The organism is Streptomyces sp. NPDC085931 (assembly GCF_044540565.1).
Lineage (GTDB): Bacteria > Actinomycetota > Actinomycetes > Streptomycetales > Streptomycetaceae > Streptomyces.
In genome coordinates this window covers 243,524-262,856 of record NZ_JBITSK010000010.1, presented here as the reverse complement: position 1 = coordinate 262,856, position 19,333 = coordinate 243,524, and the positions used below count along the sequence as shown (strand labels likewise).

The window sequence follows — 19,333 nt, the reverse complement described above, 5'->3', positions numbered from 1 at the left end:
CGCCGAACTCTAAGTCAGGGGCTTGTCCGCAGTGACGGTGCGGTACGCGATCTCCGCCAGCCGGGCCTGCCCGTTCACGCTCGGGTGGAAGTAGTCCCAGCGGCTCAACTGGGCCGTGCCGAAACGGTAGTCGTACACCGCCCCGCCGTCGAAGCGGCACCGCTCGTCCCGGGCGCAGACCTCCTCCAGGACCTTGTTGTAGTCCTCCACGCGCTGCTGCACCCTGTCGCGCCGCTGGGTGGCCGACGCGTCCAGGGCCTGCGCATCGCCCAGCATCGACGGGCAGACGCCCAGCTGCCAGACCTGCCTGGCCATCGCACTCGAACGGCCCGCGGACCACAGCCGCTTCAGATCGGGCACGCTCGCCACGAACACCTGGGTCCTCGGCAGCGCCTTGCGCAGGGAACGCAGCGCGTCCTCGAAGTCGGCACGGAAGGCGGAGACCGGGGTCATCGCCGAGGGCGTGGCCCGGCAGGCGTCGTTCGCCCCGATCAGCACCGTCACCAGCTGCGGTTCGTGCCGCACCGCCCGGGCCAGCTGCCCGGGCAGGTCGGCCATCCGCGCGCCCGTCACGGCGTGGTTCCAGCTCCGCCGGGCGGCCCCGCTCCTGCCCAGCAGCCGCACCGCCAGCGAGTCCACCTCGGGGCTGGTGCCGGTCGCCCAGGACGCCTCCGGACAGTCCGACAGCACGTCACAGGCGTCGAAGGCGCGCGTGATGGAGTCACCGACGGCGGCGACGGAACTCGGACTGCGGTCCCACCGGGGCGTGGGCTTCGCAGACGGTACCGGCCGCTCGGACGGGGCCGCCGAGTCGCCGCCCACGGCGTCACACCCGGCCACGCCCAGCACGGCCGCGGCGACCACGGCGAGCACACCCCGTGCGCGATGGCTCCGCGTCCGCATGTCTGATCCGTCCCCTCGCCGTCCGGTCCCTGTCTGCCCAACCCATGACGACGCCCGAGGGTTCCCGGCCGATCAGGTGCAACGGCTCACACCCGTACAAGCGTCCCCCTGGGTGAATGGCGGGAGTTTCCCGGCACCCGGACCGACCGTACGTCACACTCCTCGCGCCCCCGCACGGTAGCCTCGCCATCAACGTGACCCGCCCGGTCACCGCCGTTCCGCCTGTTCCAAGATGGTCCGCTCTGCCCGGAGGTTCCGGTGACGACACGTGGAGTTCTGTACGTGCACTCCGCGCCGCGCGCGCTGTGCCCGCACGTCGAGTGGGCCGTCGCCGGGGTGCTCGGCACACGCGTCAGCCTGGACTGGATCCGGCAGCCCGCCTCGCCCGGCACCTGGCGCTCGGAGTTCTCCTGGCAGGGCCAGGTGGGCACGGCGTCCAAACTGGCCTCCGCGCTGCGCGGCTGGCACCTGCTGCGCTTCGAGGTCACCGCGGAACCCTGCCCCACCGCCGAGGGCGAGCGCTACAGCTGCACCCCCGACCTGGGCATCTTCCACGCCGTCACCGGCATGCACGGCGACATCCTGATCCCCGAGGACCGGCTCAGAGCGGCCCTCCAGCGCAGCCGGCAGGGGGAGACCGACCTGGAGGCCGAGCTGAACAAGCTGCTCGGCAAGCCCTGGGACGACGAGCTGGAGCCCTTCCGCTACGCGGGCGAAGGCGCCCCGGTGCGCTGGCTCCACCAGGTGGTCTGATCCCCGCTCGCACGTACGCGAAGGGCCCCCACCCGCAGGTGGGGGCCCTTCACGTGGAACGAGTGGGAGGCCGGGCTTCTCAGACGGTCCGGAACGCCAGCACCACGTTGTGCCCACCGAACCCGAACGAGTCGTTCAGCGCGGCGATCCGCCCGTCGACCGGCAGCTTCCGGGCCTCACCCCGCACGACATCCGCGTTCGCCTCGGCCTCGGGGTCGAGGTTCTCCACGTTGATCGTCGGCGGCGCCACCCGGTGGTACAGCGCGAGCACCGTCGCCACCGTCTCGACACCACCCGCGCCACCGAGCAGATGCCCGGTCATCGACTTCGTCGCCGACACCGCGATGTGGTCGGTGTCGTCACCGAACACCTTCCGCAGCGCCTTCAGCTCGGCGATGTCACCGGCCGGCGTCGACGTCGCGTGCGCGTTGACGTGCACGATCTCCGCCGGGTCCAGGTCGGTGCGCTCCAGCAGGTTCTGCAGGGCGTGCGAGATGCCCCGCCCCTCCGGCTCCGGCTGCACGATGTCGTGCGCGTCGGCGGAGATGCCCTGGCCGACCGCCTCGGCGTACACCCGCGCCCCGCGCTTGGCGGCGTGCTCGGCGGACTCCAGGACGATGACGCCGGCGCCCTCACCGAGGACGAAACCGTCACGGGCGACGTCGTAGGGCCGCGAGGCGCCCTGCGGGTCGTCGTTGTTCTTGGACATCGCCATCATGTTGCCGAACGCGGCGATGGGCAGCGGGTGGATCGCCGCCTCGGTGCCCCCCGCGACGACGACGTCGGCGCGGCCGGTGCGGATCATCTCGATGGCGTAGCCGATGGCCTCGGCGCCCGAGGCGCAGGCGGACACCGGCGTGTGCACGCCCGCCCGGGCGCCCACGGCCAGACCCACGTTGGCCGACGGGCTGTTGGGCATCAGCATGGGAACGGTGTGCGGGGAGACGCGGCGGACGCCCTTCTCCTTCAGCACGTCGTACTGGTCGAGCAGCGTCGTCACGCCGCCGATGCCGGAGGCGATGACCGCGCCGAGCCGGTCGGGGTCGACGTTCGGGTCCTCGCCGGCCTTCGCCTCGAAACCGGCGTCCGCCCAGGCCTCCTTGGCGGCGACCAGCGCGAACTGGGCCGAGCGGTCCAGTCGACGGGCCTGCGGCCGGGGGATGACCTCGGTCGGTTCCACGGCGACGGGCGCCGCGATCCTGACGGCCTGGTCGGCCGCCCAGTCCTGCTCCAGGGGCTTGACGCCGGAACGTCCGGCGACCAGGCCCTCCCAGGTAGAGGCTGCGTCGCCACCCAGCGGTGTGGTTGCGCCGATACCGGTGACGACCACGGTGCGATTGGTCGAGCTCACGGGAATTCTTTCTCCAACGGATCCGAGGATTAAGCGGCGCCACCGCCGGGTGGCGGGGCAGTCAGCCCAGCGGCGTGATCGGTCGATCAGCCCTGGTGCTTGAGGATGTAGTCGGTCGCGTCGCCGACGGTCTTGAGGTTCTTGACGTCCTCGTCGGGGATCTTGACGTCGAAGCGCTCTTCGGCGGCGACGACGACCTCGACCATGGACAGCGAGTCGACGTCCAGGTCGTCGGTGAAGGACTTGTCCAGCTGGACGTCCTCAACCGGGATGCCGGCGATCTCGTTCACGATCTCGGCGAGACCGGCGACGATCTCTTCCTGAGTGGCGGCCATGTTGGCGCTCCTTCGTAGATATCCAGAGGGTGTGGCAGGTGGTTCTTCCCGTCCCGGACCGCATGATCCGGCACGGAGTGCCTAGGGGAGGGTAACGACAGTCGCGGCGTAGACGAGACCCGCCCCGAAGCCGATGACGAGCGCGGTGTCGCCGCTCTTCGCCTCGCCGGTCGCCAGGAGCCGCTCCATCGCGAGCGGGATCGAGGCGGCCGAGGTGTTGCCGGTGGTGCGGATGTCACGCGCGACCGTGACGTGCTCCGGCAGTTTCAGGGTCTTCACCATCGAGTCGATGATCCGCACGTTGGCCTGGTGCGGGATGAAGACGTCCAGGTCGTCCACGGTGATCCCGGCCGCGTCCAGCGCCTGCTGGGCGACCTTCGCCATCTCGAACACGGCCCAGCGGAACACCGCCTGGCCTTCCTGGGTGATCGCGGGGAACTTCTCGACCGTCCCGTCGCGGTAGTCCGTCCACGGCACGGTCTGCTTGATGGTGTCGGACTTGTCGCCCTCGGAGCCCCACACGGTCGGGCCGATCGCGGGCTCCTGGGAGGGACCGACCACGACCGCGCCGGCGCCGTCGCCGAACAGGAAGGCCGTCGCCCGGTCCTCCAGGTCGGTCAGGTCGCTCAGCCGCTCCACGCCGATCACCAGGACGTACTGCGCCGAGCCCTCGACGATCATGCCCTTGGCGAGGGTCAGGCCGTAGCCGAAGCCCGCGCAGCCCGCGGAGATGTCGAAGGCGGCGGCCCGGTCCGTGCCCAGCTTGTCGGCGATCTCGGTGGCGACGGCCGGGGTCTGCTTGAAGTGCGAGACCGTCGAGACGATCACACCGCCGATCTGCTCGGCGGAGATGCCGGCGTCCGCGATGGCCTTGCCGGACGCCTCGATCGACATCTGCGCGACGGTCTCCTCGTCGGAGGCCCAGTGCCGCGTCTCGATGCCGGAGCGCGAGCGGATCCACTCGTCGGACGACTCGATCGTCTCCAGGATCACCTCGTTCGGCACGACCCGGGTCGGGCGGTAGCCGCCGACGCCCAGGATCCGTGCGTACGGGGCGCCCTTGCTGGGCTTGATCTTCGCCATGCTCTCGGGCTCCTTGTCAGGCACTGTGCTCGGCGATGAGCTCGCGAGCGGCGTCGAGGTCGGCGGGGGACTTCAGGGCCAGCGTCTTCACGCCCGGCAGGGCGCGCTTGGCGAGGCCGGTGAGGGTGCCGCCCGGGCAGACCTCGATCAGGGCCGTGACCCCGAGCTCCTTGAAGGTCTCCATGCACAGGTCCCAGCGGACCGGGTTGGCGACCTGGCCGACCAGCCGCTCCAGCACCTCGCTGCCGGCGGCGACGGCCTGCCCGTCCTTGTTGGAGACGTACGGGGCCTTCGGGTCGCCGGTGCCCCGGGCGTCGGCGGCGGCCTTCGCCAGCGTCTCGACCGCGGGGGCCATGTGGTGCGTGTGGAACGCGCCGGCGACCTTCAGCGCGACGACCTTGCGCACGCCCTCGGGCTTGTCCGTCTCCAGCGCGGCGAGCTGCTCCTTCGTGCCGGCCGCGACGATCTGGCCCGCGCCGTTGATGTTCGCCGGGGTCAGCCCCAGCTTCTCCAGGTGCGGAACCGTCACGGCGGGGTCGCCGCCCAGCAGCGCGGCCATGCCCGTCTCGGTGACGGCGGCGGCCTCGGCCATGGCGAGACCGCGGGCTCGGACCAGGCGCAGCGCCTCCTCGTGCGGGAGCACCCCGGCGAGCGAGGCGGCCGTGAACTCGCCGACACTGTGACCGGCGAGGGCGCCGACCGTGCGGGGGAGGTCGGCCGGGTCCTCGAACAGCAGGGACGCGGACGCCAGTCCGGCCGCGACCAGCAGCGGCTGCGCCACCGCGGTGTCGCGGATCTCGTCCGCGCCTGCCTCGGTGCCGTAACGGATCAGGTCGATCCCCGCGGCGTCGGACCATGCCTCCAGGGCACCGCGGACACCGGGGAGGTCGAGCCATTCAGTCAGGAAGCCGGGCGCCTGGGCGCCCTGGCCGGGAGCGACGAGTACGAGCACTCTCACACTCTCTCTTGGGGACGGGCACGGCCGCCCGTGGGGACAGGGACGAAGAACACGAGGGGGTTTTGTCGAGCTCCGACAAAACCTTAGGGCTGGAGATCTCCATCGACCAGACGCCCCAGGATCAGCGCGATCCGCAGCGTGAACGCAGAGCGTACATCGGAGGGTGACCAGCCGGTGACGTCAGTCACACGTCGAAGCCGGTAGCGGACGGTGTTGGGATGCACGAACAGCATCCGGGCCGCGCCTTCCAGACTGCTCGCCTGTTCGAGATAGACACTGAGTGTTTCCAGGAGAGCCGCCCCGGCCTCCTCCAGCGGTCTGTAGATCTCCTCCACCAGTTGCTCCCGGGCCGAGGGGTCACCGGCGATCGCCCGCTCCGGGAGCAGGTCGTCGGCGAGGACCGGGCGCGGGGCGTCCTGCCAGGCGGAACACGCCTTCAGGCCGGCGGCGGCGGCCTGCGCGGACCGGGTCGCGGCCTGCAGGTCGGGCACCACCGGCCCGGCCACCACCGGCCCGGCCGCGAACGGGCCGATGAGCGACTTGGCCACGGCCAGCGGGTTGTCGCTGCCGCCCGCGATGACGACCAGCCGGTCCCCGAGCACCCCGGTCAGCACCTGGAGCTTGGCGTGCCGGGCCGCCCGCCGTATCGCCTCGACGGTCAGCTCGCTGTCCCCGTCGGGGGCCGTGCCGAGCACCACGCAGACGTGCTCGGGCGAGTTCCAGCCCAGGGCGGCGGCCCGCGACACGGCCCCCTCGTCGGCCTCGCCGCTCAGCACGGCGTTCACCACCAGGGACTCCAGCCGGGCGTCCCAGGCACCGCGTGCCTCGGCGGCCTGGGCGTACACCTGGGCGGTGGCGAAGGCGATCTCGCGGGCGTAGACGAGCAGCGCCTCGCGCAGGACGCGCTCGTCGCCGGGGGCCGCGACCTCGTCGATCGCGGACTCCATGACCTCGATGGTGGTGCGCACCATCTCCACGGTCTGGCGCAGTGTGATCGCCCGGGTCAGCTCGCGCGGGGCGGTGCCGAACACGTCGGTGGAGATGGCCTGCGGGGCGTCCGGGTGCCGGAACCACTCGGTGAACGCGGCGATGCCCGCCTGTGCGACCAGACCGATCCAGGAACGGTTCTCCGGGGGCATGGCCCGGTACCAGGGCAGCGTCTCGTCCATCCGCGCGATGGCCTGCGCGGCGAGTGATCCGGAGGACTTCTCCAGCCGCTTCAGGGTCGCGGCATGTGCGTGGAGGTCACGGGCTGCGGCTGCGTTCTTGCTGGTTTCGGGTTCGGGCACGGGACAAGACTGCCTTATCCGGACGGGAGGGTGCGCCGCCGGGTCTACGGTGGACCCCGTGATGGACATTCGGCGCGCCGGCGAGCGCTACCAGGGCGGCGACCCGGCGGCCGGAATCGAGTCCCGGCACGCCTTCTCCTTCGGGGCCCACTACGACCCCGGCAACCTCCGCTTCGGCGCGGTCCTCGCCTGCAACGAGGAGCGCCTGGCCCCGGGCGCCGGGTTCGACGAGCACCCGCACAGCCACACCGAGATCGTGACGTGGGTGGTGGAGGGCGAGCTGACGCACCGTGACTCCACCGGGCACGAGTCCGTCGTCCGCCCCGGCGACGTGCAGCGGCTCAGCGCGGCGTCCGGGGTGCGGCACGTCGAGCGCAACGACGGGCCGGAGCCCCTGGTCTTCCTGCAGATGTGGCTGACCCCGCTGCAGCCCGGCGGCGAGCCCCGCTACGAGGTGGTCCGCGGCATCGCCGACGCCACGCCCTACGCCCTCCCCGAGGCCGGCGCGATGCTGCACGTACGGCGCCTGGCGGCGGGGGAGCGGACGGCGGTGCCGGCCGCGGCGTACGTGTACCTGCACGTCGTCCGCGGTCAGGTGCGCCTGGACGGCGAGGAACTGGGCGCGGGCGACGCGGCCCGGATCACCGGCGCCGAGGGGCTGGAGGCCGAGGCCGTGACGGCGGCCGAGCTCCTCGCCTGGGAGATCCTGGAGCCGCGGGCCGCTGCTACAGCTCCGCCAGCACCGCGTCCGTGAACGGCGGCCACGCCTCGATCGCCCACGGCCCGAACGCGCGGTCCGTCAGCGCCACGCACGCCGCCCCCGCGTCCGGGTCGACCCACAGGAACGTCCCCGACTGGCCGAAATGCCCGAACGTGCGAGGCGAGGAGGAAGCGCCGGTCCAGTGCGGCGACTTGGAGTCGCGGATCTCGAAACCGAGCCCCCAGTCGTTGGGGTTCTGGTGGCCGTACCCGGGCAGGACGCCCTTGGTGCCCGGGTGGTGCACGCTCATCGCCTCGGCGACCGTGCGCGGGTCCAGCAGCCGCGGGGCCTGCACCTCGGCGGCGAACCGCAGCAGGTCCTCCACCGTGGACACCCCGTCCTTGGCCGGGGAGCCCTCCAGGGTCGTCGAGGTCATGCCCAGCGGCTCCAGCACGGCCTGCCGCAGGTACTCGGCGAACGGGATGTCGGTCGCCTTCGCGACATGGTCGCCGAGCTGCTCGAAGCCGGCGTTGGAGTACAGCCGCCGCTCGCCGGGCGGGGCCGTGACCCGGTGCTCGTCGAAGGCGAGGCCCGAGGTGTGCGCCAGCAGGTGCCGCACAGTCGACCCGGCGGGACCGGCGGGCTCGTCCAACTCGATCGCGCCCTCCTCGTAGGCGACCAGCACCGCGTAGGCGGCCAGCGGCTTGGTCACCGAGGCGAGCGGGAACCGCCGTCCGGCCGGGCCGTGGGTGCCGAGGACGGTGCCGTCCGCCCGGACGACACCCGCCGCGGCGGTGGGAACCGGCCACTTCTCGATCAGCGCGAGGCTCTTCAGCGACATGCGATCGAGCCTATGCGCTCAGAGCGTCAGCTCCAGCAAGGGGTCGGGCTTGGGGCGGAACCCGAGCGAGACGTACAGCGGCTCGGCCTCCGGCGAGGCGGTGAGCTGCACCCGCCGCACGCCGCGCTCGCGGAACCAGCCCAGCAGCGTCGTCATGCAGGCGCGGGCGTAGCCACGGCGCCGGGCGTCGGGGTCGGTGGCGACGCTGAACACGAAGCCCACCATGCCCCGCGGGTCGCCCGGCCTGCCGATGCGGTAGTCGATCGTCCCGGCCACCAGTGATGCCAGCGCTCCCGGCCGCCCCGGGTGGTCCACCACGAACGCCGCGAAGTCCCCGTCCGTGGCGCCCAGTTCGGCCCTCAGCGCCGGCAGGGACGCGCGATGCCAGGCGAGGGAGGGGCCGGCGGGGAACAGGGCGTCGATCATGACCTGGCGCAGCCGCAGGACTTCCTCGGCGTCCTCGGGCAGGGCACGGCGTACGAGACTCATGACCCCGTACGCTAACCAGCCGGATCGGGAGGCGTCCTGCCGATTTCTTGCCGTCGGCGCTTGCTTCGAGTGCACTCCAAGGTTCTAGCGTTGGGGGCATGACGGTGATGGAGACCACGGGGACCAGGGCCGACACCTGCGCCGGCCCGCCGCAGCAGAACCGGCGCCCGGACGGCGAGGACCGCTACACGATCAGCGAGGTCGTCGCCTTCACCGGCCTGACGGCCCACACCCTGCGCTGGTACGAGCGCATCGGCCTGATGCCGCACATCGACCGCTCCCACACCGGTCAGCGCCGCTACACCAACCGCGACCTGGACTGGCTCGACCTGGTCGGCAAGCTCCGCCTGACGGGCATGCCGGTCGCCGACATGGTCAGGTACGCGGAACTGGTGCGCGAGGGCGACCACACCTACGCCGAGCGCTTCGAGCTGCTGCGGACGACCCGCGAGGACGTCCTCGCGCGGATCGAGGAACTGCGCGGCACGCTCGCCGTGCTCGACCGGAAGATCAGTTTCTACGCGGACGCCGGGCGTGCCCTGGCGTCGGAGAGGTCCCGATGACGGACGGCAGGATCACGACGGCGAAGCTCGGCGACCACGGCCCCGAGGTGGGTGTCCAGGGCCTGGGCTGCATGGGCATGAGCTTCGCCTACGGCCCCTCGGACGCGGACGCCTCCCGCGCCACCCTGGAGAGGGCCCTCGAACTGGGCGTCACCCTCTACGACACGGCCGACGCGTACGGCGCCGGCGAGAACGAGCGGTTCCTGTCGCCGTTCTTCAAGGCCCACCGCGACGAGGTCGTCATCGCGACCAAGTTCGCCCTGTCCATCCCCGCGGACGACCCCACGCGCCGGATCGTCCGCAACGACCCGCCCTACATCCGCCAGGCCGTCGAGGCGAGCCTGAAGCGCCTGGACGTCGAGGCCATCGACCTCTACTACATGCACCGGCGCGATGTGAACGTGCCGATCGAGGAGAGCGTCGGCACGATGGCGGACCTGGTCCGCGAGGGCAAGGTCAAGCACCTGGGCCTGAGCGAGGTCACGGCGGACGAACTGCGCGCCGCGCACGCCGTGCACCCCATCGCCGCCGTGCAGTCGGAGTGGTCCCTGTTCAGCCGGGACATCGAGACGCACGTCGTCCCGGCGGCCCGCGAGCTGGGCGTGGCCCTGGTCCCCTACTCCCCGCTCGGCCGGGGCTTCCTGACCGGCTCGTTCGCCCGGGCGGAGGAGCTGTCCCCGGACGACTTCCGCCGTCAGCAGCCCCGCTTCACGGGTGACAACGCCACGGCCAACGCGCCCCTGCTGGAGCTGATCCGCTCGGTGGCGAAGGCCCACGGCGCCTCCCTCGGCCAGATCGCCCTGGCCTGGGTCCACCAGCAGGCGACGCTCCGCGATCTCCCGGTCGTGCCGATCCCGGGCACCCGCAAGCCCGCCAGGGTCGAGGAGAACGCGGCGGCCACCAGGATCGTCCTGACGGACGAGCAGCTGGACCTGCTGGACGGCATCGCGGCCCAGGTGGCGGGCGACCGCTACGCGGACATGGCGTTCACGTCGGCGGGCCGGGAGTAGTCGAGCGCCCCCAAGGGGCGCGGGGAACTGCGCGACCGGCCACCTAAGGCCCGCGCGCGCCGGCGCGCAGTACCCCGCAGACGCTAGAGCTCCGCCAGCAACTCCGCCTTCTTGACCGAGAACTCCTCGTCCGTCACCAGCCCGGCCTGGTGCAGCTCCCCCAGATGCCGGATCCGCTCGGCGATGTCCGCGGGATCGCGCCGCGGTGCGGGAACGGCGGCCACCGGACTGGACGTCCGCACCGCGGCCAGCACCGCCGCGGCGAACGGCAGCGACTCGTGCACCGGCCCGTAGCCCAGTCCGAACACCACCGCGGCCGGATCCTGGTCGGCCTGCGCCGCCGTCTCCCCGGCATCCCGCCGCAGCAGCCGCAGGTGCCCCTCGAAGACCTCCGGCGAGCGCCACTCCACCCCGTTGAGCTCCCCGACGGGGAAACTCTGGTCCCCGGCCTTCCACTTCGCCGACGACGCACCGGTCCAGAACCAGCGGAAGTTCACGGTCCGGCCGTCGAAGGAGGCCTTCCCGTCGTACGCCTTGAACGACAGCGGTCCCTTCGGCGCCTCCACGAGGAACCGGTCCGCGGGCCCGGACTCCGTCAGCAGCCCCCGCAGTTCGTCGGCGTAGTACTCGGCGAGCACCTCCCGCTCGGCGGGCAGCACCAGCCGGTAGGGGTCGCCGCTCTCCTTCAGCTGCCCGGCGGCCGCCTCCATCAGCGGGTCGGCCCCGGGGCGCGGTTCGATCCGCAGCACGACCGTGCCGCGCCTGCCGCGCGTCAGCGTCACCCCGGCGACGGCGTCCAGGGGGATCCGCCGTTCCCCGAGCGCCTGGAAGAGCTTGGGTGTTCGAATGCCCCGTTCGTAACGGATGAGCACGGAGTCGGACTCGAACTCCCAGGCGGCATGAAATCCGGCCAGTACGTCACCCATGCGGCTCATCGTATGCGGCACGCGCTCCTCCGTCCCCCTCCCGGGCAGACCGCGGTTTCTTCGCCTCTACGCGCGTCAGGCCGCCGCCGCACCGGACAAACCGGTCCGGCAGACGCCTTCCTCGTGCGCGCAGTGCACCGAGCGGTATGCGCCGACGCCGATCTCTGCGAAATTGAACAGACTTGCCGTGCCCGGCTCGAAGTAGCCGGCGTGACCCTTCGCGCCCGCCGCCGACAGCACCCGTGCGCCGAAGCCGGCGGACACCGGATCGGCACCGTGGCCCAGCCCGCCCAGCTCCAGGTACGGAACGTCCTGGATCCAGTCGTCGGCGTCCCGCATGGCCCACACCCGGGCGCCCGTGCGCAGCTGGTCGGCCTTCTCGACGCGCATGCCGGGGCTGCCGGCCACCGCGATGTCGGCCACCCGGTCCGGCAGGCGGTGCGCCGCGACCCCGCAGACCACGGAGCCGTAGCTGTGGCAGAACAGCGACACCGGCGCGGCACCGGGCAGCGCCCGCACCAGCGAGTCGAGCCGCACGGCACCGTCCTCGGCCCGCATCGCGGTCGCGGAGTCGATGCCGAGTCCGCTCGGCGCCCGGTAGTCGGCCCAGGCGATCACGGCCGTACGGGTCGACGGGCTCGCCTGCCTCTCGGCCGCGTACAGGGCCCGGGCCATGCCGACGGGCGCCGAGTAGGGGCGGTGGGTGCGCTGGAAGGTGAGCAGGTCGGTGTCGACGCCGGGCACCACGACCGAGACCCGCTCCGCCGTGCGCAGGTCGCCGAAGACCTCGGCGACCCGGCCCGAGCCCTCGGGGTCGAAGGCCAGGATGCGGCGGCCCTTCTCCATGAGGTCCTCGAAGCGGTGCATCCTGCGCCCGGCCTCGTGCTGTCCGGCCGGGGTGAGGCGCTCGTCGTGCATGCGTTCCCGCTCGACCCGGCGTGCCTCGGCCAGGGCCAGGCGGTTGGCCCGGTAGCGCAGCTCGACCGGGGCGCCGTTCATGTTGCCGACCGCCAGGGCGTACTTGCGGACCAGGCGCGCGCGGTCCCGCTCGCCGAGCGAGGCGAAGAAGCGGGCCAGCTTCGCCGGCTCGGACCGCGGGTCCGGCAGGCGGCGGCCGGCGATCCGGCCGTCCTCCCACGCGGAGAGCGAGGCCTGCAGCGGAGTGTCGCCCCGCTGGTTGCGCAGCGCCGTCCAGCCGGTGGTCGCCAGCATCACGAAGACGACGGCCAGAGCGAGCAGTGCGCGCCAGACGTTCAGTTGCGGGGAGGTGTCGAAGGAAGTCACTGAAAGGACACACTAGGAGAACGAGAGGGTCTCGCGTTAACCAAGTGACCGGGATCACGTTTCGGTGTGCGGCCTAGGGGGACGGCTCCGCACGCCAGTTCCCGGCCAGTGCGGGCCCCACCTGATCGAGGTAGGCCGTGGTGAGGGCGCGCAGCCCGTCCAGGGTGAGGTCGTCCCCGGCGGACCACAGCCGCTCGGTGACCCGGATCACCCCGCCGAACAGGGCGACGACGATCCTCGGCCGCGGGTCCGCGTCGACGTCGAGCCCTTCGCGCTCGGCGATGATGCGCGCGAGCTGCTCCTCCAGCTCCGCCGCCCGGCGCAGATGGGCGGCCAGCAGCGCGGGCGTCGACTCGATCACCCGGTAGACGCGCATGTGGAGCTCGATCGGCACGATCTCGTCGACGGCCTCGTGGATGGTGTCCCAGCTCTCCACGACGGCCCGGCGCAGCGCCTCCAGCGGCACTTCCTCCCGCGGGCGGGCCCGTACGGCGTCGATGACCAGGGCCTCCGCGAGCCGCGGCACGAAGAATGCCGTCTCCTCCTTCCCGCCGAAGTAGCGGAAGAAGGTGCGCTGCGAGACGTCGACGGCGGCGGCGATGTCGTCGACGGTGGTCTCCTCGTACCCGCGCGTGGCGAACAGCTCCAGGGCGGCCCGCAGCAGGGCGTCCCGGGTGCGCCGCTTCTTGCGTTCGCGCAGGTTCAAGATGTTCCTCTCGTCTGACGTGTTCTCCCAGATCAGGCTATACGGGGATGTCATGTCAGTTACCGGCTAGTGAATTGGTTTGTCAATTGTCAGTTACTGTCACTAGCCTCGAACACATGACTAGTCAGACCACCATCGACACGACGGGGTCGGGGGGCGGCAAGCCGGCGACGCCGTCGGACGCGACGCCGGCCAAGGGGCTGCGCGGGCACCCCTGGCTCACCCTCATCACCGTCGCAGTGGGGGTCATGATGGTGGCCCTCGACGGCACCATCGTGGCCATTGCCAACCCGGCGATCGGCAAGGACCTGGGCGCCTCCTGGTCGGATCTGCAATGGATCACCAACGCCTACTTCCTCGCCCTCGCGGTCTCCCTGATCACCGCGGGCAAGCTCGGTGACCGGTTCGGTCACCGCCAGACGTTCCTCATAGGCGTGGCGGGCTTCGCCGCTTCCTCGGCCGCCATCGGACTGTCCAAGGGCATCACGGCGGTCATCGTCTTCCGTGTCTTCCAGGGGCTCTTCGGCGCCCTGCTGATGCCGGCCGCGCTCGGCCTGCTGCGGGCCACCTTCCCGGCCGAGAAGCTGAACATGGCCATCGGCATCTGGGGCATGGTCATCGGCGCCTCCACCGCCGGCGGCCCGATCCTCGGCGGCGTGCTCGTCGAGCACGTCAACTGGCAGTCGGTGTTCTTCATCAACGTGCCGGTCGGCGTCCTCGCCGTCGCCCTGGGTGTGTGGATCCTGCTGGACCACCGCGCCGAGAACGCCCCGCGCTCCTTCGACCTGCTCGGCATCGCCTTGCTGTCGGCCGCGATGTTCTGCCTCGTCTGGGCCCTGATCAAGGCCCCGGAGTGGGGCTGGGGCGATCTGAAGACCTGGTCGTTCATCGTCGCGTCGGTCGTCGGCTTCGGGCTCTTCGCCCTGTGGGAGACGAAGGTCAAGGAGCCGCTGATCCCGCTGGCGCTGTTCCGTTCCGTCCCGCTGTCGGCGGGTGTGGTCCTCATGGTCCTGATGGCCATCGCGTTCATGGGCGGCCTGTTCTTCGTGACGTTCTACCTGCAGAACGTGCACGGCATGAGCCCGATCGACGCGGGTCTGCACCTGCTGCCGCTCACCGGCATGATGATCGTCGGCTCGCCGCTCGCCGGCGTGATGATCACCAAGTTCGGCCCGCGCATCCCGCTGGCCGGCGGCATGGCCTGCACCGCTGTCGCCATGTACGGCATGTCCACGCTGGACGCGGGGACCGGCAGCGGCGTCATGTCCGTCTGGTTCGCCCTGCTCGGCCTCGGCCTCGCGCCCGTCATGGTCGGCGCCACGGAGGTCATCGTGGGCAACGCCCCGATGGAGCTCTCCGGTGTCGCCGGCGGTCTCCAGCAGGCCGCCATGCAGATCGGCGGCAGCCTGGGCACGGCCGTGCTGGGCGCGGTCATGGCCTCCAAGGTCGACAACGACCTGGCCGGCAACTGGGCGGAGGCGGGACTGCCCCCGCTCACCCCGGCCCAGACCGAGCAGGCCGCGCTGACCGTCCAGCAGGGCATCGCCCCGGTGCCCCCGGGCACGCCCGAGCAGATCGCCGCGAAGATCACCGAGGTCGCGCACACCACGTTCATCGACGGCATGAGCCTGGCCTCGCTGACCGCCGCGGGCGTGGCCGCCGTCGCCGTGTTCGTCGCGTTCCTCACCAAGCGCGGGGAGAACGCCGAGGCGGGCGCGGGCGTCGGGCACATCTGACGCGGTGCCACGGATCCCGGCCGAGTTCGCCTATCAGGGTGAACGAGGCCGGTGATCCCTCCCCTCCCGCCCTCACTCCAGGTCACAGTGGGTCAAGTCCTCCGCAGGGCATGGGGGACGGACGCTGCGGCGCGCTGCCGGAGGGGGGTGGCGCGCAGGCAGCGGGATTGACGGCCGCATCCGGGGTACTCGCCATGTCGTACCGCATCGAGCCCAACCTATCGAGGGTCGACGGGAGTTGACGATGGCGAGCTTCGGGCACGGCACGCGCAGGCACCCCCGCTCACGTGGCCGGACGTGGTCACGTACCGGGCCGGATCGCGCGACGCTCGGACTCGTCGGAGTCATCTGCGCGGTCGCCGGTTTCTTCGTGCTGGGGATCGTCCTCGGCCCCGTGGCGATGGTCTGCGGCTGGCTCGCGATGGGCCGCAGCTGGGCGGGCTCCCGGCCGGCCACGGCCGTGGCCGCCCTCGTCCTGGGCGCCATCGACACGCTCCTGGCTCTCCTCTGGCTGGCCGGAGCGGCGGCCCCGGGCAACGGCATGCTGTTCTGACCTGCCGTCCCGCGCGGGGAGATGAGGGAAGGGCCTCGGGCGACGCGCCGGAGGCCCTCCTTCCTGTCATTGCACCGACGTCCCCTTCAGCGCCGCGACTTCCTCGCGCAGCGCCCGGACCTCCTCGGTCAGCTCCCGTATCGCCTCGGTCTGCCGCCGCTCCTCCACGTCGTCCTTCTCGAAGCGGGCGATGAACCAGGCGGCGATGTTCGCGGTCACCACACCCAGCAGGGCGATCCCGGACAGCATCAGCCCGACCGCGAGCATCCGCCCCAGCCCGGTCGTGGGGGCGTGGTCGCCGTAGCCCACGGTCGTCATCGTCGTGAAGGACCACCACACGGCGTCACCCAGTGTCCGGATGTTCCCGTCCGGCGAGTCCCGCTCCACGCTCAGCACGGCCAGCGAGCCGAACATCAGCAGCCCGACCACCGAGCCGGCGACATACGTCGTGAGCCTTATCTGCGAGGCCATCCGCGCCCGCTGCCCGACCAGCAGCAGCGTCGACACCAGACGCAGCAGGCGCAGCGGCTGCAGCAGCGGCAGCAGCACCGCGGCGAGGTCGAGCCAGTGCGCCCGGACGAACGGCAGCCGCCGCTCGGCCAGGGCGAGCCGGACGAGGTAGTCCAGGGCGAACGCCCCCCACACCACCCACTCCACCGCCGTGCAGACCTCGACCACCTCGCGGCCCGCCTCCGGCCGGACGATCGGCACGGCGTAGGCGACGGCGAAGGCCAGGGCCAGGGCGAACAGGGGGCGCTGGGTGTGCTGTTCCCAACGGAGCTGGGCCGACTGCTGCTGCATGGCCGCATCGTAGGAAACGTGAAGGGGTGGTGGACCCACGGTGTACCCGTGAGGCTCACCACCCCTTGACAGGGTCCGCTGTGTTATGCGTCGCCGCCCGCGGCCCCCGGGTCCGCCGCCGACACGTCGAGCAGCTGGTACCGGTCGATGGCCTGCTTGAGCACCGACCGGTCGACCTTGCCCGCGCGGGCCAGCTCGGTGAGGACCGCGACCACGATCGACTGCGCGTCGATGTGGAAGAAGCGCCGCGCCGCACCACGCGTGTCCGCGAAGCCGAAGCCGTCCGCGCCGAGCGACTGGTACGGCTGCGGCACCCAGCGCGCGATCTGGTCCGGGACCGCCCGCATCCAGTCGGACACCGCCACGACCGGGCCCTGCGCGTCCGCCAGCTTGCGCGTCACGTACGGCACCCGCTGCTCCTCCTCCGGATGCAGCAGGTTGTGCTCCTCGCAGGCCACCGCGTCGCGCCGCAGCTCGTTCCAGGAGGTCGCCGACCAGACGTCCGCCCTGACGTTCCAGTCGTCGGCCAGGATCCTCTGCGCCTCGATCGCCCAGGGCAGCGCGACACCGGACGCCAGGATCTGCGCCGGGAGCTGGCCGGCCGTGCCCTCGCTGAAGCGGTACAGGCCCTTGAGGATGCCCTCGACGTCCACGTTCTCCGGCTCGGCCGGGTGCTGGATGGGCTCGTTGTAGACGGTCAGGTAGTAGAAGACGTCCTCGCCGTGCGGGTGCTCCGGCGAGGCGCCGTACATCCTGCGCAGCCCGTCCTTGACGATGTGCGCGATCTCGAAGCCGAACGCCGGGTCGTACGCCACGCAGCCCGGGTTCGTGGACGCCAGCAGCTGCGAGTGGCCGTCCGCGTGCTGGAGGCCCTCACCGGTCAGCGTCGTGCGGCCGGCGGTCGCGCCCAGGACGAAACCGCGCGCCAGCTGGTCGGCCATCTGCCAGAACTGGTCGCCGGTGCGCTGGAAACCGAACATCGAGTAGAAGACGTAGACCGGGATCAGCGGCTCGCCGTGCGTGGCGTAGGCCGAGCCCGCGGCGATCAGCGAGGCCGTGCAGCCCGCCTCGGAGATGCCGTCGTGGAGCATCTGGCCGTTCGGCGACTCCTTGTAGGCGAGCAGCAGCTCACGGTCGACCGACTCGTACTGCTGGCCGAGCGGGTTGTAGATCTTCGCGCTCGGGAAGAACGAGTCCATGCCGAACGTGCGGTACTCGTCCGGCGCGATCAGCACGAACCGCTTGCCGATCTCCTTGTCTCGCATGAGGTCCTTCAGGAGCCGGACGAAGGCCATCGTCGTCGCGATGGACTGGTGCCCCGAGCCCTTCTTCACGGTCGCGTACGTCTTGTCGTCGGGCAGCGGCAGCGGCTCGGAGCGGACGACGCGGGTGGGCACGTAACCGCCGAGGCTCTTGCGGCGGTCGTGCATGTACTGGATCTCCTCCGAGTCCCGGCCCGGGTGGTAGTACGGCGGCACGCCGGACTCCAGCTCCTTGTCCGGGATCGGCAGGTGCAGACGGTCGCGGAAGCGCTTGAGGTCGTCGACCGTCAGCTTCTTCATCTGGTGCGTGGCGTTGCGGCCCTCGAAGTTCGGGCCCAGCGTCCAGCCCTTGATCGTCTTGGCGAGGATGACCGTCGGCTGGCCCTTGTGCTCCACGGCCGCCTTGTACGCCGCGAAGATCTTCCGGTGGTCGTGGCCGCCGCGGCCCAGGTGCAGGATCTGGTCGTCGGTCATGTTCTCGACCATGGCGCGCAGCCGGTGGTCGTCGCCGAAGAAGTGGTCGCGGATGTACGCGCCGGTCTCCGTGGCGTACGTCTGGAACTGCCCGTCCGGCGTGGTGTTCATCTTGTTGACCAGCACGCCGTCGCGGTCCTGGGCGAGCAGCGGGTCCCAGGTGCGGTCCCAGACCAGCTTGATCACGTTCCAGCCGGCGCCGCGGAAGATCGACTCCAGCTCCTGGATGATCTTGCCGTTGCCGCGCACCGGGCCGTCGAGGCGCTGCAGGTTGCAGTTGACGACGAACGTGAGGTTGTCCAGGCCCTCGCGGGCGGCGATGGACAGCTGGCCCAGCGACTCCGGCTCGTCCATCTCGCCGTCGCCGAGGAACGCCCAGACGTGCGACTTGGAGGTGTCGGCGATCCCGCGCGCCTCCATGTAGCGGTTCATGCGCGCCTGGTAGATCGCCCCGATCGGCCCGAGGCCCATCGACACCGTCGGGAACTCCCAGAAGTCCGGCATCGACCGCGGGTGCGGGTACGACGACAGCGCGTACGGCGCCTTGGACTTCTCCTGGCGGAAGCCGTCCAGGTGCTGCTCGCTGAGCCGGTCCAGCAGGAAGGCGCGGGCGTAGATGCCGGGGGAGGCGTGGCCCTGGAAGAAGACCTGGTCGCCGCCGTCGCCCTCGTCCTTGCCGCGGAAGAAGTGGTTGAAGCCGACGTCGTAGAGGGAGGCGGAGGAGGCGAACGTGGCGATGTGGCCGCCGACGCCGATGCCCGGGCGCTGGGCGCGCGAGACCATCACGGCCGCGTTCCACCGGGTGGCGTTGAGGATCTTGCGCTCGATCTCCTCGTTGCCCGGGAAGAACGGCTCGCTCTTGGTGGGGATGGTGTTGACGTAGTCCGTGCTGCGCATCTCCGGCACGGCCACGCGCTTCTCGCGGGCCCGCTCGATCAGCCGCAGCATCAGGTAGCGGGCGCGCTCCCGGCCGCGCTCGTCGACGGCGGCGTCGAGGGAGTCGAGCCACTCCTGCGTCTCTTCGGGATCGAAGTCAGGAACCTGACTCGGAAGGCCGCCAATGATGATCGGGTTGCGATCGGATGCGGAAGCCACGCTGTTCCTTACCTGTCAGAGGGCCGTGCGAGGGCCGCTGTTTCGCTGTCGTCGCTGGGCGTCGTCGCTGGGGCCGCGCCGCTCCCCATGGTCCCCCTCGGGGCCGTGAAACGTCATCTCTACCGAGCGGTAACCCGTGCCCGGGATCGACTCCGTGACGTATGGGGCGAATACCTTCGAGTCTCGTACCCACGGACGATTCCCAAACGCCCAAACGGGGC

19 protein-coding genes are annotated in these 19,333 nt (G+C 71.4%); 6 read left to right on the top strand and 13 right to left on the bottom strand.

From position 1 onward, the window contains the following. Nucleotides 1-9: 9 nt before the first annotated feature. Entirely contained in the window at nt 10-903 is an 894-nt protein-coding gene (locus ACIGAN_RS22975) for an SGNH/GDSL hydrolase family protein (RefSeq protein WP_399860037.1), read from the bottom strand. A 258-nt stretch (nt 904-1,161) separates the two neighbouring features. Between ACIGAN_RS22975 and ACIGAN_RS22970 the strand changes: the two genes are divergently transcribed. Beyond that, the gene (locus ACIGAN_RS22970; protein WP_365097594.1) at nt 1,162-1,656 is read left to right on the top strand and encodes a DUF3145 domain-containing protein; all 495 of its coding nucleotides are present in this window, start codon (nt 1,162-1,164) and stop codon (nt 1,654-1,656) included. 79 nt (nt 1,657-1,735) lie between these two features. Here the strand turns inward: ACIGAN_RS22970 and fabF are convergent, their stop codons facing one another. The 5 genes from fabF to fasR form a co-directional block, all read right to left on the bottom strand. Continuing rightward, a complete protein-coding gene (gene fabF / locus ACIGAN_RS22965; RefSeq protein WP_365736601.1) occupies nt 1,736-3,007 on the bottom strand; it encodes a beta-ketoacyl-ACP synthase II in 1,272 nt (423 codons plus the stop codon). Nucleotides 3,008-3,093: 86 nt separating this feature from the next. After that, nucleotides 3,094-3,342, bottom strand: a complete 249-nt coding sequence (locus ACIGAN_RS22960; RefSeq protein ID WP_003989952.1) for an acyl carrier protein — start codon at nt 3,340-3,342, stop codon at nt 3,094-3,096. Between the two features lie 81 nt (nt 3,343-3,423). Continuing rightward, nucleotides 3,424-4,425: a ketoacyl-ACP synthase III gene (locus ACIGAN_RS22955; RefSeq protein ID WP_399860033.1), complete on the bottom strand. Its 1,002-nt coding sequence runs from the start codon at nt 4,423-4,425 to the stop codon at nt 3,424-3,426. A gap of 16 nt (nt 4,426-4,441) precedes the next feature. Further along, nucleotides 4,442-5,377, bottom strand: coding sequence for an ACP S-malonyltransferase (locus ACIGAN_RS22950; protein ID WP_399860030.1), 936 nt, complete (start codon nt 5,375-5,377; stop codon nt 4,442-4,444). Nucleotides 5,378-5,466: 89 nt separating this feature from the next. After that, on the bottom strand, nt 5,467-6,672 hold the full coding sequence (gene fasR / locus ACIGAN_RS22945; RefSeq protein ID WP_365097604.1) for a fatty acid biosynthesis transcriptional regulator FasR: 1,206 nt from the start codon (nt 6,670-6,672) through the stop codon (nt 5,467-5,469). A 58-nt stretch (nt 6,673-6,730) separates the two neighbouring features. Here fasR and ACIGAN_RS22940 point away from each other — a divergent pair, with 58 nt between their 5' ends. Beyond that, a complete protein-coding gene (locus ACIGAN_RS22940) occupies nt 6,731-7,426 on the top strand; it encodes a pirin family protein (RefSeq protein WP_399860027.1) in 696 nt (231 codons plus the stop codon). Here ACIGAN_RS22940 and ACIGAN_RS22935 read toward each other — a convergent pair. Together ACIGAN_RS22935 and ACIGAN_RS22930 are read right to left on the bottom strand one after the other, a co-directional pair. Next, nucleotides 7,398-8,213 (bottom strand): serine hydrolase domain-containing protein, encoded by an 816-nt coding sequence (locus tag ACIGAN_RS22935; RefSeq protein ID WP_399860025.1) that lies wholly within the window; start codon nt 8,211-8,213, stop codon nt 7,398-7,400. The two genes, ACIGAN_RS22940 and ACIGAN_RS22935, sit on opposite strands and share 29 nt — an antisense overlap. 18 nt (nt 8,214-8,231) lie before the next feature. Further along, nucleotides 8,232-8,702: a GNAT family N-acetyltransferase gene (locus ACIGAN_RS22930; RefSeq protein WP_399860023.1), complete on the bottom strand. Its 471-nt coding sequence runs from the start codon at nt 8,700-8,702 to the stop codon at nt 8,232-8,234. 98 nt (nt 8,703-8,800) lie between these two features. Between ACIGAN_RS22930 and ACIGAN_RS22925 the strand changes: the two genes are divergently transcribed. Together ACIGAN_RS22925 and ACIGAN_RS22920 are read left to right on the top strand one after the other, a co-directional pair. Next, the gene (locus ACIGAN_RS22925) at nt 8,801-9,265 is read left to right on the top strand and encodes a MerR family transcriptional regulator (RefSeq protein WP_309093532.1); all 465 of its coding nucleotides are present in this window, start codon (nt 8,801-8,803) and stop codon (nt 9,263-9,265) included. Then, nucleotides 9,262-10,275, top strand: a complete 1,014-nt coding sequence (locus tag ACIGAN_RS22920) for an aldo/keto reductase (RefSeq protein WP_365097619.1) — start codon at nt 9,262-9,264, stop codon at nt 10,273-10,275. The genes ACIGAN_RS22925 and ACIGAN_RS22920 overlap by 4 nt, the downstream gene beginning before the upstream one ends. Nucleotides 10,276-10,358: 83 nt before the next feature. Here ACIGAN_RS22920 and ACIGAN_RS22915 read toward each other — a convergent pair whose 3' ends face one another. The 3 genes from ACIGAN_RS22915 to ACIGAN_RS22905 form a co-directional block, all read right to left on the bottom strand. After that, on the bottom strand, nt 10,359-11,210 hold the full coding sequence (locus tag ACIGAN_RS22915; protein ID WP_365737939.1) for a DUF4429 domain-containing protein: 852 nt from the start codon (nt 11,208-11,210) through the stop codon (nt 10,359-10,361). Nucleotides 11,211-11,276: 66 nt separating this feature from the next. Beyond that, nucleotides 11,277-12,485 carry an alpha/beta hydrolase gene (locus ACIGAN_RS22910; RefSeq protein WP_399860021.1) on the bottom strand — a complete coding sequence of 403 codons (1,209 nt, stop codon included), beginning with the start codon at nt 12,483-12,485 and terminating at the stop codon, nt 11,277-11,279. Between the two features lie 73 nt (nt 12,486-12,558). Continuing rightward, nucleotides 12,559-13,245: a TetR family transcriptional regulator gene (locus ACIGAN_RS22905; RefSeq protein WP_399860019.1), complete on the bottom strand. Its 687-nt coding sequence runs from the start codon at nt 13,243-13,245 to the stop codon at nt 12,559-12,561. 62 nt (nt 13,246-13,307) lie between these two features. Between ACIGAN_RS22905 and ACIGAN_RS22900 the strand changes: the two genes are divergently transcribed. Together ACIGAN_RS22900 and ACIGAN_RS22895 are read left to right on the top strand one after the other, a co-directional pair. Then, on the top strand, nt 13,308-14,927 hold the full coding sequence (locus ACIGAN_RS22900; RefSeq protein ID WP_365737598.1) for an MFS transporter: 1,620 nt from the start codon (nt 13,308-13,310) through the stop codon (nt 14,925-14,927). Between the two features lie 244 nt (nt 14,928-15,171). Then, nucleotides 15,172-15,480, top strand: coding sequence for a small hydrophobic protein (locus ACIGAN_RS22895; protein WP_399860017.1), 309 nt, complete (start codon nt 15,172-15,174; stop codon nt 15,478-15,480). 66 nt (nt 15,481-15,546) lie between these two features. Here the strand turns inward: ACIGAN_RS22895 and ACIGAN_RS22890 are convergent, their stop codons facing one another. Beyond that, nucleotides 15,547-16,281 (bottom strand): potassium channel family protein, encoded by a 735-nt coding sequence (locus ACIGAN_RS22890; protein WP_365737602.1) that lies wholly within the window; start codon nt 16,279-16,281, stop codon nt 15,547-15,549. A gap of 83 nt (nt 16,282-16,364) precedes the next feature. Continuing rightward, a complete protein-coding gene (gene aceE / locus ACIGAN_RS22885; RefSeq protein ID WP_399860014.1) occupies nt 16,365-19,112 on the bottom strand; it encodes a pyruvate dehydrogenase (acetyl-transferring), homodimeric type in 2,748 nt (915 codons plus the stop codon). Nucleotides 19,113-19,333: the final 221 nt, after the last annotated feature.